This is a genomic window from Conyzicola sp. (genome assembly GCF_046714715.1).
Lineage (GTDB): Bacteria > Actinomycetota > Actinomycetes > Actinomycetales > Microbacteriaceae > Conyzicola.
Window position 1 is genome coordinate 1 of the sequence record NZ_JBKKAD010000080.1, and the last position, 14,580, is coordinate 14,580.

Sequence of the window (14,580 nt, forward strand, 5' to 3'; positions counted from 1 at the left end):
GCCCAGCGCGGGTCGGTCGCGGGAACCGCGATGACCTTCGCGTCGGATCCGCCGTCGTCGGTCATGTTGAACACGGCGACGGGGCGCACCGAGACGCCGACGCCCGGGAACAGCGGGTAGTCGAGCAGCACGAGAACGTCGACCGGGTCACCGTCGAGGCCCAGCGTGTTCTCGAAGAATCCGTAGTCGGTGGGGTAGACGAAACCGGTGAAGAGCACGCGGTCCAGGTAGACCCGGCCCGTCTTGTGGTCGACCTCGTATTTGTTGCGGCTTCCCTTAGGAATTTCGATGATCGCATCGTAGGCGGCCATGGTTAGCGCTCCTTGGTTTGTTGATTGCTGCAATAACGTTACTGGATGCAGCCAACGCGCCCGAGACTCACCCCGACCATCGCCGACGTGCGGCGCGCGGTGCGTGGCGCCCTGCCTCCGGTCTCCCTGCCAAATGAAGGAGAATTCGAGCCGGAGGGCAGCGCATCCGCAGTAAGGCGTCACGACACAGCGGTTTCTCCTTCATTTGGCAGCCAGGGGCCGCTCGTGCTCGTCGCGCTCAGCGGTGGGCCGGACTCGCTCGCGCTGGCCGCGGCCGTCGCGTTCGAGGCGCCGAGGGCGGGACTCCGCGCGGGCGCCGTCATCGTCGACCACGGATTACAAGAAGGCTCCGCGGATGTCGCGGCCACCGCCGCCCGCCAGGCCGGCGAGCTCGGACTCGACCCGGTTCTCGTGCGCACCGTGGCCGTGGGCACCGCCGGCGGTCCCGAGGCCGCGGCTCGCGACGCGCGCTACGAGGCGCTCCGCACCGCCGCCGCCGAGACCGGCGCCACCATGGTCCTGCTCGGACACACGCTCGACGACCAGGCCGAGACCGTGCTGCTCGGCCTCGCACGCGGCAGCGGGGCGGCGAGCCTGCAGGGCATGGCGGCGAGAACCGCACTGTACTCGCGACCCCTGCTGGGCATCCGTCGCTCCCAGACCGAACGGTTCTGCGCCGACTCCGGTCTCGAACCGTGGGCCGACCCCCAGAACGACGACGGTGCGTTCGCCCGCGTGCGGGTGCGCACGAGCGTGCTTCCCCTGCTCGAGCGCGAGCTCGGCCCGGGCATCGCCGAGGCGCTCGCCCGCACCGCCGAGCAGTTGCGCGAAGACTCCGATGCGCTCGACCACTTCGCCGAGGAGATCGCCGAAGAGCTGGCCGACATCGCCGAGGCCGGCATCTCGCTGCCCGTGCGTGCGCTCGAGGCCAACCCGCCCGCGCTGCGCCAGCGGCTGATCCGGCTCGCGGTGCAGAGCGAATTCCACGTCTCGCTGAGCCGCGCCCACACGCTCGAGGTCGCCAGGCTCGTCACCGACTGGCACGGCCAATCGGCCCTCGACCTGCCGGGCGTTAGGGTTGAACGGCGCGACGGGCTGCTGGTCTTCAGCGCGGCCCGGCCCTAGATACGAACGGAACCCCCATGGAATTCAGTGACGTCGAGAACGATATCGCGGAGGTTCTCTACACCGAGCAACAAATCCACGAGAAGATCGCCGAACTCTCCCGGCGCATCGAAGTGGACTACGCGGGCGAGAAGGTGCTGCTGGTCGGTGTGCTGCGCGGCGCGGTGATGGTCATGGCCGACCTCGCCCGCGAACTCACCATCCCCATCGAGATGGACTGGATGGCGGTCTCCTCGTACGGTTCCGGCACGCAGTCCTCCGGCGTCGTGCGCATCCTGAAGGACCTCGACACCGACCTCCACGGGCGTCACGTGCTCATCGTCGAAGACATCATCGACTCCGGCCTGACCCTCTCCTGGCTGCGCGCCAACCTCGAGACCCGGGGCGCGGCATCCGTCGAGATCTGCGCTCTGCTGCGCAAGCCGGAAGCGGCCAAGGTCGTCGTCGACGTGAAGTACGAGGGCTTCCAGATCCCCAACGCGTTCGTCGTCGGTTACGGCCTCGACTTCGCCGAGCAGTACCGCAACCTGCGCGGCATCGCGGTGCTCGCGCCGCACGTCTACGCCTAGTCGCGGATTGAGCCTGTCGAAATCAGTGCGGGTCTCGACAAGCTCGACCAGCGTGCGCCCATGGCGTTGCGCCTATGATCCGCCTTCGACGAAGCGCCTAGGTCCGCCTTCGGCGAACATGCAGCAGCCATCCAGCGCCAAGGCAGTAGCCTGACCTTACATTTCTTCAGCAGGAAGGTGCTGGGCGTCTCTGCCCGGAACATCATGGACTTCAAGCGCATTTTTCGCGGCCCGATCGTCTACATCGTCGTCGCCATCATCGCCGTCATCGTGGGCTCCAGCCTGCTGACCGGTTCCGGCTTCAAAGAGATCTCGGTGAAAGACGGACTCGAGCTGCTCGAGGGCGGAACCGTCGAGTCGGCGAAGATCGTCGACGGCGAACAGCGCGTCGACCTCACCCTCACCAAGGCCGACGGCGACCAGGGCACCCAGGTGCAGTTCTACTACGTCGCACCGCGTGGGCCCGAGGTCGTCGAGGCGGTCACCGCCGCCAACATCAAGGACTACACCGACGAGGTTCCGCAGACGAACTTCTTCGCGTCGCTGCTCAGCATCCTGCTCCCGTTCCTCATCATCGGCGTCATCTTCTACTTCCTCATCGGGCGCATGCAGGGCGGCGGCTCCAAGGTCATGCAGTTCGGCAAGTCGAAGGCCAAGCTCGTCGGCAAGGAGAGCCCCAAGGTCACCTTCGCCGATGTCGCCGGAGCAGACGAGGCCATCGAAGAGCTCGAAGAGATCAAAGACTTCCTGAAAGACCCGGCCAAGTTCCTGGCCGTCGGAGCCCGCATCCCCAAGGGCGTCCTGCTCTACGGCCCTCCCGGAACCGGTAAGACCCTGCTCGCCCGCGCCGTAGCCGGCGAGGCCGGAGTGCCGTTCTACACGATCTCGGGTTCCGACTTCGTCGAGATGTTTGTCGGCGTCGGCGCGAGCCGCGTGCGCGACCTGTTCCAACAGGCGAAAGACAACTCGCCCGCGATCATCTTCATCGACGAGATCGACGCCGTCGGCCGCCACCGCGGCGCCGGTGTCGGCGGCGGAAACGACGAGCGCGAGCAGACGCTCAACCAGCTGCTCGTCGAGATGGACGGCTTCGACGTCAAGACGAACGTCATCCTCATCGCCGCGACGAACCGACCCGACGTGCTCGACCCCGCGCTGTTGCGCCCCGGCCGCTTCGACCGCCAGATCGGCGTCGACGCCCCCGACCTCCAGGGCCGTCGTCAGATCCTCGAGGTGCACGGCAAGGGCAAGCCGCTCGCCAAGGGCGTCGACCTCGAAGTGCTCGCGCGCAAGACGCCCGGCTTCACCGGCGCCGACCTCGCCAACGTGCTCAACGAGGCCGCCCTGCTCACCGCCCGCAGCAACGCCCAGCTCATCGACAACCGCGCCCTCGACGAGGCCGTCGACCGGGTGATGGCCGGCCCGCAGCGCCGCACCCGCCTGATGAACGACAAAGAGAAGCTCATCACCGCCTACCATGAGGGCGGCCACGCTCTCGCTGCGGCGAGCATGCGCAACACCGACCCCGTAACCAAGGTCACGATCCTTCCCCGCGGCCGTGCCCTCGGCTACACGATGGTGCTGCCGCTCGAAGACAAGTACTCCGTCACCCGCAACGAACTGCTCGACCAGCTCGCCTACGCCATGGGCGGCCGCGTCGCCGAAGAGATCGTCTTCCACGACCCGACCACGGGTGCATCGAACGACATCGAGAAGGCCACGTCGATCGCACGCCGCATGGTCACCGAGTACGGAATGAGCTCGGTCGTCGGATCGGTCAAGCTCGGACTCACCGCGGGCGAGCCCTTCCTGGGGCGCGACATGGGCGCGAGCAGAGATTATTCGGATGACATCGCTCGCGTCATCGACGCCGAGGTGCGTGTGCTGATCGAACAGGCACACGACGAGGCGTGGCAGGTGCTCAACACCAACCGCGACGTTCTCGACCGCCTCGCAAGCGAGCTGCTCGAGAAGGAGACGCTCGACCACAATCAGCTGGCCGAGATCTTCGTGGGGCTCGAGAAGCTGCCGGAACGCCCGCAGTGGCTCTCCAGCACGAACCGCCCGCTCTCCGACCGTCCTCCCGTGAAGGTGCCGTCGAAGCTGCCGATCGACCCCGAGGTCGTCGACGGCGGAGTCGACTCCGAGCCGCCGTCGGAGCCGAAGCGCACACCGCGCCCGCGCAAGACCCCCGGCATCGCGACAGCCTAGGTCTCCGTGGCCATCGACACCCGACGCATCGAGGCGGCGGTCGCCGAGATCCTTGCGGCCATCGGTGAAGACGTCACCCGGCCAGGACTGCTGGCGACGCCGAAACGCGTCGCCGCCGCTTACGCAGAGTTCTTCTCCGGTCTCGCCGTCGACCCGCTCAGCCATCTGGCCGAAGCGGTCGACCTCGAGGCCGGTGAGCTCGGCGAGGTGGTGATCGTCCGTGACATCCGGTTCCGCTCCGTCTGCGAACACCACCTGCTGCCGTTCATCGGCACCGCCCACGTCGCCTACGTCCCCGACCAGAAGGTCGTCGGGCTCGGCAGTCTCGCCCACGTCGTCGAGACACTGGCCGACCGCCCGCAGTTGCAGGAACGGCTCGGCGAGGAGATCGCCGACGCGATCCAGACCGGTCTCGCCCCGCTGGGTGTGCTCGTGGTGCTCGACGCCGCGCACCAGTGCGTCACGATGCGCGGGCCGCGCCAGGGCAGCAGTTCAACCGTCACTCTGGCGAGCCGCGGAACCCTGAGCGAAACTAGTTCTCGAGCGGAGATCATTTCGCTGATCGGAGGCGGCATCCGTGAATAACGACATGGTCCTGGTTCGCAGAACGGCGCGACCGCGCCCGCGCATCATGGGCATTCTCAACGTGACACCCGACTCGTTCAGCGACGGCGGACGGTACGACTCCGTCGACGACGCGATCGCACACGGGGCCGCCCTGCACGAGCAGGGTGCCGACATCATCGACGTGGGCGGCGAGTCGACGCGGCCCGGCGCGGTGCGCGTCGCACCCGACGAAGAGCAGCGGCGCGTGCTGCCGGTCGTGCGGGAGCTCAGTGATCGTGGCATCCGGGTCAGCATCGACACGCTCAACTCGTCCACCGCGCGGCTCGCCGTCGAGGCCGGCGCAGCGGTGATCAACGACGTCTCCGGCGGTATGGCCGACCCGGAGATGTTCCGCACCGTGGCCGCGCTCGACGCGGACTACATCGTGTCGCACTGGCGCGGTCACGGCGAGAACATGAACGACCTCGCCACCTACAACGAGGTCGTCGGCGACGTGCGCACCGAGATTCAACGTCGCGTCGCCGAGCTCATCGTGTGGGGCGTCGACGAGCGCCGCATCGTCATCGACCCCGGGCTCGGGTTCGCCAAGACGAGCACCCACAACTGGAAGCTGCTCGGCAACCTCGACCGGCTCGAGAGCCTCGGCTACCCCGTGCTCATCGGCGCGTCCCGCAAGCGATTCCTCGCCGACCTGCTGCCCGGCGATGCGACGACCGACGACCGCGACCCCGCCACCGCGGTGATCAGCGCCCTCGCCGCACAGGCCGGGGTCTGGGGCGTGCGGGTGCACGACGTCGAGACCACCAAGGCCGCCCTCGCGGTCTGGACCGCGTGGGAAAAGGGGGCGACCGAGTGACGCGCCCCCTCGATCAGATCTCCCTGACCGGGCTGCGGGCATCCGCTTTCCACGGTGTCTTCGAGAACGAGCGCCGCGACGGCCAGGTCTTCGTGCTCGACGTCACGGTGTCGCTCGACTTCGCCGCCGCCGCCGCGAGCGACGACCTCGGGCTCACCATCCACTACGGCGAACTCGCGGAAGAGATCGTGGTCGCCGTGGAACGCGACCCCGTCGACCTCATCGAGACGGTGGCCGAGCGCATCGCCCAGGTCGTGCTCGCGCACCGTGCCGCCCAGCTCGTCACGGTGACCGTGCACAAGCCGAGCGCCCCCATCACCGTGCCGTTCGACGACGTCGCCGTGACGATCACGAGGTCACGCGCGTGACCGGGATCCGTCAGCAGCGCCTGCGGGTCGAGCTGCCCGCGGTTCTCTCGCTCGGCAGCAACCTCGGCGACCGTGAGGCGACCATCCGGGAGGCGGTCGCCGAGATCGCACGGATCGAGGGCGTGACGGTGCTCGCCGCGTCCTCGCTCGTCGAGAGCGCCGCGGTGAAGCTCGACGGTGTCGACGAGACGGCGCCGGCCTACCTGAACGCCGTCGTCGCGATCCGCTCGACCCTCGACCCCGACGCCCTCCTTTCCGCACTCAACGTGATCGAGCACGACCACGGGCGCGTGCGCGAGCAACGCTGGGGCGACCGCACGCTCGACGTCGACATCGTCGACATGGGCGGCCTGCGGGTCGACACCGACCGGGTCACCCTCCCGCATCCGCGCGCCGCGCAACGCGCGTTCGTGCTGGTCCCGTGGCTCGAGATCGAGCCCGGCGCGACCCTTGGCGATCACGGCCGCGTCGACCGGCTGCCCGCCGCCACCGGCGACGCCGTTCGCCCCTATCCCGCGAGGCCGCTGCTATGACGCGCACCCGCCCGACCATGCTGCTGCTGATGACGGTGTTCGGGGCCGCCGCCGGCTGGTTCCTCGAGACCGCACTGGTGGCGAGCGGTCGCGCCGCGTTCATCCCGCCGGTGACCCTCGCCGCGGCGCTCGCGCTCATCGGCATCATCGTCGTGGTTCTGGCGTGGCCCGTGTTCCGGGTGGTGCGGGGCACGGCGAAGACCCGGGTCGACCCGTTCTACGCGACCCGCGCCGTCGTGCTGGCGAAGGCGTCGAGCCTCACCGGCGCGCTGCTCGGCGGCGGCGCCGTAGCGGTGTTGGTCTTTCTGCTCACCCGGTCGGTGATCCCGCCGGTAAGCTCGCTCGCATTGGCGATCGCAACCGTGGTCGCCGCGCTCGTATTGCTCGTGGGCGGGCTCATCGCCGAGAAGATGTGCACCCTGCCCCCGAGCGACGACGATCCCACCCAGCTCCCCGCCAGTCAGGACCACGTGTGACCGATCGCCTCGAACTGCCGGAAGTCAGCTGGCGCCGGGTCTCGCCTCGCTACATAGTCGTCGACGTCGTCGGCTACATCGTGTTCGCCGTCATCATGGTCGGTGCCGGCGCGGCCGTCGCCTACTTCGTCTCGATCGCCTGGCTCTGGTGGATCGTCGCGGCCCTCGCGGTGGTGTTCGTGTTCACGATCGCCCTCACGCCCCGCCGCGTGCGGGCGATCGGGTACCAGCTGCGCGACGACGACGTGCTCTTCCGCCGCGGCATCCTGTACCAGCGTTTCGTCGCCGTCCCCTACGGCCGCATGCAGCTCGTCGACATCAACCGCGGGCCCCTCGACCGCATGCTCGGCCTCAGCGAACTCAAGTTCGTGACCGCGGCCGCCGCGACCGGCGTCGTCATCCCCGGCCTCCCCGAAGCAGATGCCGAGGAGTTGAGAGACCGCCTCGTCGCCCTGGCCGAGAGCCGAAGGGCCGGCCTGTGACCCGCTTCACCGACGGGGAGTGGCACCACCTCCACCCGCTCACACCACTGCTGCGCGGCGGCATCACCTTCGTGGCCATCATCGGCTTTCTGCTCTACAACATCCGCGACATCCTGATCGACATCGTGCTCGGCGGCGACGGCCACAACGGCGAGCCGCTCGTCTGGCTCTACGAGAGCGAGTTCTTCTGGCTCGCCGTGCTCGCGCTGCTCGTCGGCCTGGGGCTCGTGGTGGTGGGGTACTACCTGTCGTGGCGCATGAACACGTTCCGTATCACCGACGAGGTGGTGGAGGTGCGCAGCGGCATCGTGTTCCGCCGCAACCGCAAAGGACGCCTCGACCGCATCCAGGGCATCAACATCTCCCGGCCCCTCTTCGCGCGCATCTTCGGGGCCGCCCGCCTCGAGGTCAACGTCGCCGGCCAGGACGCGAACATCAGGCTCGACTATCTCGCCTCCGTGGCGGCCGACGAACTGCGCCGCGAGATCCTCCGCCTCGCGTCGGGCACCCGGGTCGCCGAGGCGCAGGTGCCCGAGGTGCAGCTCGACAGCAACGGCGCACCGGTTCCGCGTACCGCCGCCGTCTCCCAGCTCATCGACCAGCGCGTCTCCGAGCTGCTCGCGCCGGAGCGCGACCCCGAGCTCGCGCCGCCGGAGTCGGTCGTGCAGATGCACACCGGCCGACTCATCGGCTCCCTGCTGCTCAGCGGGTTCAGCATCTTCGTGGTGCTGCTCATCGTCGGCATCGCGTGGGGCGTCGCGGCCACCGGCTCGTACCTCTTCCTCATCGGCGTGCTGCCCACCCTGATCGGCACCGGCAGCTTCTACATCACGCGGTTCACCCGGTCGCTGCGCTACAGCATCGCGGGAACCCCCGACGGCGTGCGCATCGGCTTCGGACTCCTCTCCACGAGCAATGAGACGCTGCCGCCCGGCCGCATCCACTCGATCCAGGTCACCCAGCCGCTGCTCTGGCGCCCGGCGGGATGGTGGGAGATCAAGGTCAACCGTGCCTCCACGTCGTCGGCGAAGGGCGCCGCGGGGCAGGCGAACACCACGATCCTGCCGGTCGGCAACCTCGACGACGTGCGCAAGGTGCTCGCCCTCGTTCTGCCCGACCACGTCGACGCCGACTCGGTCGCGCTGTTCGAACGCGGCATGAGCTCGAAGGGCGGCGACGACGGCTTCGTCAATTCCCCGAAGCGCGCGCGCTGGTACCTCTGGTTCTCGCAGCCCCGCAACGGTTTTGCGACCCTGCCCGGCGTGGTCGTGCTGCGTCAGGGCGCGGTCTGGCGCCAGCTGACGATCGTGCCCGAGGCGCGCATGCAGAGCGTCGCGATCAGCCAGGGGCCGGTCTTCCGCTCGATGCGTCTCGCCTCGCTCCGCGTGCACACCGTGTCCGGACCGATCACCCCCGCGCTGTCCGCCGTGGACAGCGCGCAGGCGGTTCTCTTCTTCAGAGAAGTGGCGGATGCCGCGATCTCATCGTCGTCCGCCGATACGAGTCATCGCTGGCGCTCGGGCGAGGTCGCGCCGTGAGCGGCCCGTCCGGACGTCTCGGCGTCGGCATCATCGGTGCCGGCCGGGTAGGTCCCGTGCTGGGTGCGGCGCTCGCGGGCGCCGGCCACGCCATCGTCGGCATCTCGGCGACGTCGCAAGACAGCATCGACCGCGCCGAGGCGATGCTGCCCGGCGTTCCGATCCTCGAGATCCCCGCGCTGATCGAACGCAGCGAACTCGTCATCCTCGCCGTGCCGAGCGACCAGCTCGAGTCGCTCGTCGCCGGGCTGGCGGCCGTCGGCGCCTGGCAGCCGGGACAGCTCGTTCTGCACACCGCTCCCGGATTCGGCACCAGGGTGCTCGCCCCCGCGACCGCCGCCGGCGTGATCCCCCTCGCGGTGCATCCGGCCATGGTCTTCACCGGAACCAGCCTCGACCTCGTGCGGCTCAGCGAGAGCTACGCGGCGGTCACGTCGCCCACCCCCGTGCACCCGATCGGCCAGGCGCTCGTCGTCGAGATGGGCGCGGAGCCGATCATCGTGGCCGAGGCCGACCGGGCGGCCTACGCCGAGGCGATCGAGACGGCCACCAGCTTCTCGGCCGCGATCGTCGGGCAGGCGGTCGGCATCCTCGCGGGCGTCGGGTGCGACGCACCCGGCCGGTTCCTCGGCCCGCTCGTGCGCTCGTCGGTGGAGACCGCGCTGCAGGGCGTCACCCCGCCCGAGCGCTTCCTCGAATAGCGCGGCCGCTGCGCCGGTGTCCGCGCAATCCTGGGACGTCTGCGCACCGGCGCCCCTGCGCGTTTGTCCCAGAACACCGCAGACACGCGTTGCTACTGCCGCGAGTAGCATCGGTAGTCGGCCGTTTCGGCCGGCATCCCCCAGCACCGAGGAGTTCCACCGTGCCCGTCACCGTCGTCGAGACGATCGCCGAACTCCGCGCCGCGCTGGAGGGCCGCACCGTCGCCCTCGTCCCCACGATGGGCGCGCTGCACGAGGGGCATCTCGCGCTCGTCGCCCGGGCGACCGAGCTCGCCGAGACCGTCGTGGTCTCCATCTTCGTGAACCCGCTGCAGTTCGGCCCGTCCGAAGACCTCGACACCTACCCGCGCACCCTCGCCGACGACCTGGCGAAGCTCGAGGCCGCCGGCGTCGAGTTCGTCTTCGCGCCGAGCGTCGCCGAGATGTACCCGACCGGGTCGAGCGAGACCAAGGTCACCGCCGGCCACGTCGGCACCCTCTACGAGGGACGCTCGCGCCCCGGCCACTTCGACGGCATGCTCACCGTCGTGGCCAAGCTGCTCGGCATCGTGCGTCCGGCGTTCGTGCTCTTCGGCCAGAAGGATGCGCAGCAGGTGTTCCTCGTGCAGCGCATGGTCGCCGACCTCAACGTGGCCAGCTCGGTCGAGGTCGTGCAGACGGTGCGCGAAGCGAGCGGCCTCGCGCTCTCCAGCCGCAACCGCTACCTCGATGAGCGCGAGAAGCGTGCCGCCCTCGCGCTGTCGACCGCCCTCGAGGCGGCGCAGTCGAGCGGCGACCGCGGCATCGACGCCGTTCTCGCCGCAGCGCAGTCGGTGCTCATGGGCGAGAACCTCGTGCGCCTCGACTACCTCAGCGTCGTGAGCCCCGACACCTTCCTGCCAGTAGACGACGGCTACCGCGGCAAGGCCCGCGTGCTCGTCGCCGCGCGGGTCGGCGACACCCGCCTGATCGACAACGAGCTCATCCACCTCGGCGGCTGAAGCCGCCACACGGCGCCCCGGCTACCATGGAGCGTTGACCACCGCAGCGCCAGGAGACCCATTGACCGAGCACGACGCCGAACTGACCGCCGAAGAACTGAGCGAACAGAAGCTGATCCGGCTCGCCAAGCGCGACCGTCTGCTGGCCGAGGGTGAGGCCTACCCGGTCTCCGTGCCGATCACCTCGACGATCGCGAAGGTGCGCGAGCGTTTCGCGAACCTCGAGACCGACGCCACGACCGGCGAGGTCGTCGGCCTTGCTGGCCGCGTCGTGCACTCGCGCAACACCGGCAAGCTCTGCTTCGCGAGCCTGCAGGCGGGCGACGGCCAGCGCATCCAGGCCATGGTGAGCCTCGGCGAGGTGGGTGACGAATCCCTGCAGCGCTGGAAGGACCTCGTCGACCTCGGCGACCACGTATTCGTCTCCGGTGAGGTCATCTCGAGCCGCCGCGGCGAGCTGTCGATCATGGTCAGCGACTGGCAGATCGCGGCCAAGGCGATCCTGCCGCTGCCCAACCTGCACTCCGAGCTCAGCGACGAGGCCCGCGTGCGCAGCCGCTACCTCGACCTCATCGTGCGCGAGCAGGCCCGCTTCGTCGTGCAGGCCCGCGCCAAGGTCAACGCCAGCCTGCGCGACACGTTCGCCAAGCACGAGTACCTCGAGGTCGAGACCCCCATGCTGCAGACGATGCACGGCGGTGCATCCGCCCGCCCCTTCGTCACGCACTCGAACGCCTTCGACACCGAGCTCTTCCTGCGCATCGCGCCAGAGCTCTTCCTCAAGCGCGCCGTCGTCGGCGGTATCGACCGGGTCTTCGAAATCAACCGCAACTTCCGCAACGAGGGCGCCGACTCGACGCACTCGCCCGAGTTCGCCATGCTCGAGGCCTACCAGGCCTACGGCGACTACAACCAGATCGCAGACCTGACGCAGGAGATGATCCAGAATGCGGCGATCGCCGTGAGCGGGTCGACGACAGTGCAGTGGGCGGATGGCACGGCCTTCGATCTCGGAGGCGACTGGGATCGCATCTCGATGTACGAGTCCCTTTCCGAGGCATCCGGCATTTCGATAACGCCCGAGACCCCGCTCGACGAGCTCACCGCGCTCGCCGAGAGGGAGGGCGTCGAGGTGCACCTCGCGAACCACGGCAAGTACGTGGAGGAGCTGTGGGAGCACTTCGTGAAGGAGTCGCTCGTACGCCCGACCTTCGTCATGGACTTCCCGGTCGAGACCAGCCCGCTCGTGCGCGCGCACCGCAGCAAGGCCGGCGTGGTCGAGAAATGGGACCTCTACATCCGCGGCTTCGAGCTGGCGACCGGCTACTCCGAGCTCGTCGACCCCGTCGTGCAGCGCGAGCGTTTCGTCGAGCAGGCGCTGCTCGCGAGCAAGGGCGACCTCGAGGCCATGCGCCTCGACGAGGAGTTCTTGCGCGCTCTCGAGCACGGCATGCCGCCGTCGGGCGGAATGGGCATGGGCATCGACCGCCTCCTCATGGCGATTACCGGCCTGGGCATCCGCGAGACGATCCTCTTCCCGCTCGTCAAGTAGAAGCGAGCTGGTCGAGTAGGTCGCGCAGCGACCGTATCGAGACCCTAGCCGCGGGGCTTCAGCCGCACCCCGGGCAACTCGGGCGCCGGCAACGGCCGGCCCGGGTACCCGGCTACGATGCCGAAGCGACCGTCGTCGCGAACGCCGCCCACGACATCCGTCTGCCACTGCTCACGGAAGCGCACGATCTCGTCGTGCGTGCGGCCGATGAAGTTCCACCACATGATGATGCTCTCGCCGAAGGGCAGGCCACCGATGAGCAACAGGCGCGCGCCGTCGCGCCCGGCCTCGAGGCGCAGCACCCCCGAACCCGGCTTGCGATAGGCGAGGTGGGCGGCCGGAACGTGCTCGCCGTCGACCGTGAGCGAACCCGTGTCGAGCAGCACGCCGTGCTCGAACCCGGCATCGACCGGCAGCTCGACCGACGCGTGCGGCGCCAGGTCGATCTGCGCCCCGACGATCGGGCTGAACGCGAGAGCGGGGGAGGTTCTGCCCGCGAGCGACCCGAGGAAGACGCGGATGGTTGCGCCGCCGAACTCGACCGCCGGCGGTGCGTAGTGCTCGAACGCGGGTGCGGTGTGCCGGGACGCGTCGGGCAGCGCGAGCCAGAGCTGGGCGCCGTGCAGAACGGTGGTCGCATCCGTCGACACCTCGGAATGGGCGATGCCGCTGCCCGCGGTCATGAGGTTCAGCTCGCCCACGCGCACCGGGGCGTGGCTTCCTACGCTGTCGCGATGGTCGATTTCGCCGGCGAAGAGCCAGCTCACGGTCTGAAGGCCTGTGTGCGGATGCGGCGGCACCACCATCCCGCCGCGGTCGGCCACGAGGTCGGGCCCGTAGTGGTCGACGAAACACCAGGCGCCGATGAGCGAGCGGTGACGCTGGGGCAGGGTGCGCCGCACGGTCATCGCGCGGGGCCCGCCGAGCGGCACGTCGCGCGGCTCGAGGATGTCGACGGAATCCGTCGCCCGCGGCCCGGAGTCCAGCTCGACCTCGGGCGGCTCCTTTTCGAGGTTGCTCATGCAATAAGCGTAAACTCGTGCCTCATGAGCGATCTCAAGCTTCCTGGCGAAGAAAAGAAGAAGAAGGAAACGTCGCTCGGTCGCGTCGCCATCTGGGTCGTGGTCGGCTGTGTCGGCGCCTACACGCTGATCACCGGTATCACGGGCATCATCGCGAAAGGCTGATCGATGACCCGCCGCACCTCCCGACTCATCATGACGACCGCCCTGCTGGGAATCATCGCTGTGATTGCCGTCATCACGGTTGTCCGCTAGCAAGACGACGTACTCTGTATCCGTGCTCGAAAACTTCTGGGCGAATGCCGCCTACTCCCTCGCACCGACCGTTCTGATCGGACTCATCTTCTGGTTCGTCATGCGGTCGATCTTTCGAGCCGACCGCACGGAGCGCAAGGTCTACAACGAGATCGAGGCGCAGGAACGGGCCAAGTTCGACGCGGAACGCGCTGCCGAGTAACCGGCAGAGCTCGCAGACTGAAGGGACACCCTCATGGGCTTCTTTGACCGGCTGTTCGGATCCAACACCGACGACAGCGAGCAGCAGCAACGCGAGCAGCGTCAGCAGCCCGCCCGGCGTGACGGACGCACCGACGACGAGATCGCGGTCGAGCGTTATCGCTACCTTCTCCGCACCGCACCGCCCGAGACCATCGAGAGCGTGCATCGCGAAGCCTTCTCCAAGCTCTCCCCTGAGCAGCGCGAGCTGCTCTTCACCGAGCTGAGCAAGAACGCCCCGCACGGTGACGCTCCCCGGTCGAGCGACGCCGCGGCGCTGGCCACCTCGGCCACCCGCTCCGAACTGCGCCAGCCCGGCACGATGGAACGCTCCATGTCGGGCGGTGGCGGCGGCATGGGCTTCGGCAGCATGGTCGCGAGCTCCCTGCTCGGCACGGTGGCGGGATACGTCATCGGGTCGGCCCTGGTGAGCGCCTTTATGCCCATGGACGATGGATCATCGGATGCCTCGGGCGACTCTTCCTCCGACGCGTCGGCTGACAGCGCCGATTCCGGCTCGGACGCCAGCGCTGGCGGCGACTCGGGCGGCGGCGGCGATTTCGGCGGGGGCGACTTCGGCGGCGGCGGCGACTTCGGCGGGGGCTTCGACTTCTAGCCGCCCGGACGCTACAGACGGCGTCAACCCCAGGTGAACGGGGGGTTGCGGGGGTGTGGCGGGTGGTGCGACACGCCCGGGATGTGTGGTGCTTTGCCGAGGTGGCGTGGCGCACGTAGAGTAATCACTCGTCACCCCAAAGGTTCGGAAAGCCGCA

Annotated in this window: 18 protein-coding genes; 16 read left to right on the forward strand and 2 right to left on the reverse strand. The window is 68.8% G+C overall.

Translation table 11 applies throughout. From position 1 onward, the window contains the following. Positions 1-311, reverse strand: a 311-nt coding sequence (locus ACLQ6X_RS06545) for an inorganic diphosphatase (protein WP_411699366.1), incomplete at its 3' end; no start/stop codon positions are given. A 45-nt stretch (positions 312-356) separates the two neighbouring features. Here ACLQ6X_RS06545 and tilS point away from each other — a divergent pair. The 13 genes from tilS (at position 357) to lysS (ending at position 12,290) form a co-directional block, all read left to right on the forward strand. After that, positions 357-1,436, forward strand: a complete 1,080-nt coding sequence (tilS, locus tag ACLQ6X_RS06550; protein WP_411699367.1) for a tRNA lysidine(34) synthetase TilS — start codon at positions 357-359, stop codon at positions 1,434-1,436. Between the two features lie 17 nt (positions 1,437-1,453). Further along, positions 1,454-2,005, forward strand: a complete 552-nt coding sequence (hpt, locus tag ACLQ6X_RS06555; RefSeq protein ID WP_411699368.1) for a hypoxanthine phosphoribosyltransferase — start codon at positions 1,454-1,456, stop codon at positions 2,003-2,005. A gap of 204 nt (positions 2,006-2,209) precedes the next feature. Then, a complete protein-coding gene (gene ftsH, locus ACLQ6X_RS06560) occupies positions 2,210-4,216 on the forward strand; it encodes an ATP-dependent zinc metalloprotease FtsH (protein ID WP_411699383.1) in 2,007 nt (668 codons plus the stop codon). Positions 4,217-4,222: 6 nt separating this feature from the next. Then, complete coding sequence (folE, locus tag ACLQ6X_RS06565) at positions 4,223-4,801, forward strand: GTP cyclohydrolase I FolE (RefSeq protein WP_411699369.1); 579 nt, start codon at positions 4,223-4,225, stop codon at positions 4,799-4,801. After that, positions 4,794-5,639, forward strand: a complete 846-nt coding sequence (folP, locus tag ACLQ6X_RS06570; protein WP_411699370.1) for a dihydropteroate synthase — start codon at positions 4,794-4,796, stop codon at positions 5,637-5,639. The genes folE and folP overlap by 8 nt, the downstream gene beginning before the upstream one ends. Further along, positions 5,636-6,007, forward strand: a complete 372-nt coding sequence (gene folB, locus ACLQ6X_RS06575; RefSeq protein ID WP_411699371.1) for a dihydroneopterin aldolase — start codon at positions 5,636-5,638, stop codon at positions 6,005-6,007. Before folP ends, folB begins: the two co-directional genes overlap by 4 nt. Further along, positions 6,004-6,540 (forward strand): 2-amino-4-hydroxy-6-hydroxymethyldihydropteridine diphosphokinase, encoded by a 537-nt coding sequence (folK, locus tag ACLQ6X_RS06580; protein WP_411699372.1) that lies wholly within the window; start codon positions 6,004-6,006, stop codon positions 6,538-6,540. The genes folB and folK overlap by 4 nt, the downstream gene beginning before the upstream one ends. Next, a complete protein-coding gene (locus tag ACLQ6X_RS06585) occupies positions 6,537-7,016 on the forward strand; it encodes a DUF3180 domain-containing protein (RefSeq protein WP_411699373.1) in 480 nt (159 codons plus the stop codon). Before folK ends, ACLQ6X_RS06585 begins: the two co-directional genes overlap by 4 nt. After that, a complete protein-coding gene (locus ACLQ6X_RS06590) occupies positions 7,013-7,498 on the forward strand; it encodes a PH domain-containing protein (protein WP_411699374.1) in 486 nt (161 codons plus the stop codon). The genes ACLQ6X_RS06585 and ACLQ6X_RS06590 overlap by 4 nt, the downstream gene beginning before the upstream one ends. Then, positions 7,495-9,036: a PH domain-containing protein gene (locus ACLQ6X_RS06595; RefSeq protein ID WP_411699375.1), complete on the forward strand. Its 1,542-nt coding sequence runs from the start codon at positions 7,495-7,497 to the stop codon at positions 9,034-9,036. Before ACLQ6X_RS06590 ends, ACLQ6X_RS06595 begins: the two co-directional genes overlap by 4 nt. Next, positions 9,033-9,737 carry a Rossmann-like and DUF2520 domain-containing protein gene (locus ACLQ6X_RS06600; protein WP_411699376.1) on the forward strand — a complete coding sequence of 235 codons (705 nt, stop codon included), beginning with the start codon at positions 9,033-9,035 and terminating at the stop codon, positions 9,735-9,737. Before ACLQ6X_RS06595 ends, ACLQ6X_RS06600 begins: the two co-directional genes overlap by 4 nt. 161 nt (positions 9,738-9,898) lie before the next feature. Further along, positions 9,899-10,738, forward strand: a complete 840-nt coding sequence (gene panC / locus ACLQ6X_RS06605) for a pantoate--beta-alanine ligase (RefSeq protein ID WP_411699377.1) — start codon at positions 9,899-9,901, stop codon at positions 10,736-10,738. A 61-nt stretch (positions 10,739-10,799) separates the two neighbouring features. After that, on the forward strand, positions 10,800-12,290 hold the full coding sequence (gene lysS, locus ACLQ6X_RS06610) for a lysine--tRNA ligase (RefSeq protein WP_411699378.1): 1,491 nt from the start codon (positions 10,800-10,802) through the stop codon (positions 12,288-12,290). A gap of 44 nt (positions 12,291-12,334) precedes the next feature. On the opposite strand, the gene ACLQ6X_RS06615 is transcribed toward lysS, so the two are convergent. Continuing rightward, entirely contained in the window at positions 12,335-13,312 is a 978-nt protein-coding gene (locus ACLQ6X_RS06615) for a pirin family protein (RefSeq protein WP_411699379.1), read from the reverse strand. A 24-nt stretch (positions 13,313-13,336) separates the two neighbouring features. Between ACLQ6X_RS06615 and ACLQ6X_RS06620 the strand changes: the two genes are divergently transcribed. The 3 genes from ACLQ6X_RS06620 to ACLQ6X_RS06630 all read left to right on the forward strand — a co-directional run bounded on the left by ACLQ6X_RS06620 (position 13,337) and on the right by ACLQ6X_RS06630 (position 14,423). Continuing rightward, on the forward strand, positions 13,337-13,477 hold the full coding sequence (locus ACLQ6X_RS06620) for a hypothetical protein (RefSeq protein WP_411699380.1): 141 nt from the start codon (positions 13,337-13,339) through the stop codon (positions 13,475-13,477). Between the two features lie 112 nt (positions 13,478-13,589). Continuing rightward, a complete protein-coding gene (locus ACLQ6X_RS06625) occupies positions 13,590-13,769 on the forward strand; it encodes a hypothetical protein (RefSeq protein ID WP_411699381.1) in 180 nt (59 codons plus the stop codon). A gap of 33 nt (positions 13,770-13,802) precedes the next feature. Continuing rightward, on the forward strand, positions 13,803-14,423 hold the full coding sequence (locus ACLQ6X_RS06630; protein WP_411699382.1) for a hypothetical protein: 621 nt from the start codon (positions 13,803-13,805) through the stop codon (positions 14,421-14,423). Positions 14,424-14,580 lie beyond the last annotated feature (157 nt).

What these genes read in the sequence shown, in the direction of transcription:
- ACLQ6X_RS06620 (WP_411699380.1), top strand. Translation starts at nt 13,337, where the DNA reads ATGAGCGATCTCAAGCTTCCTGGCGAAGAAAAGAAGAAGAAGGAAACG.
- ACLQ6X_RS06585 (WP_411699373.1), top strand. Translation starts at nt 6,537, where the DNA reads ATGACGCGCACCCGCCCGACCATGCTGCTGCTGATGACGGTGTTCGGG.
- tilS (WP_411699367.1), top strand. Translation starts at nt 357, where the DNA reads ATGCAGCCAACGCGCCCGAGACTCACCCCGACCATCGCCGACGTGCGG.
- ACLQ6X_RS06630 (WP_411699382.1), top strand. Translation starts at nt 13,803, where the DNA reads ATGGGCTTCTTTGACCGGCTGTTCGGATCCAACACCGACGACAGCGAG.
- ftsH (WP_411699383.1), top strand. Translation starts at nt 2,210, where the DNA reads ATGGACTTCAAGCGCATTTTTCGCGGCCCGATCGTCTACATCGTCGTC.
- ACLQ6X_RS06615 (WP_411699379.1), bottom strand. Translation starts at nt 13,312, where the DNA reads ATGAGCAACCTCGAAAAGGAGCCGCCCGAGGTCGAGCTGGACTCCGGG.
- hpt (WP_411699368.1), top strand. Translation starts at nt 1,454, where the DNA reads ATGGAATTCAGTGACGTCGAGAACGATATCGCGGAGGTTCTCTACACC.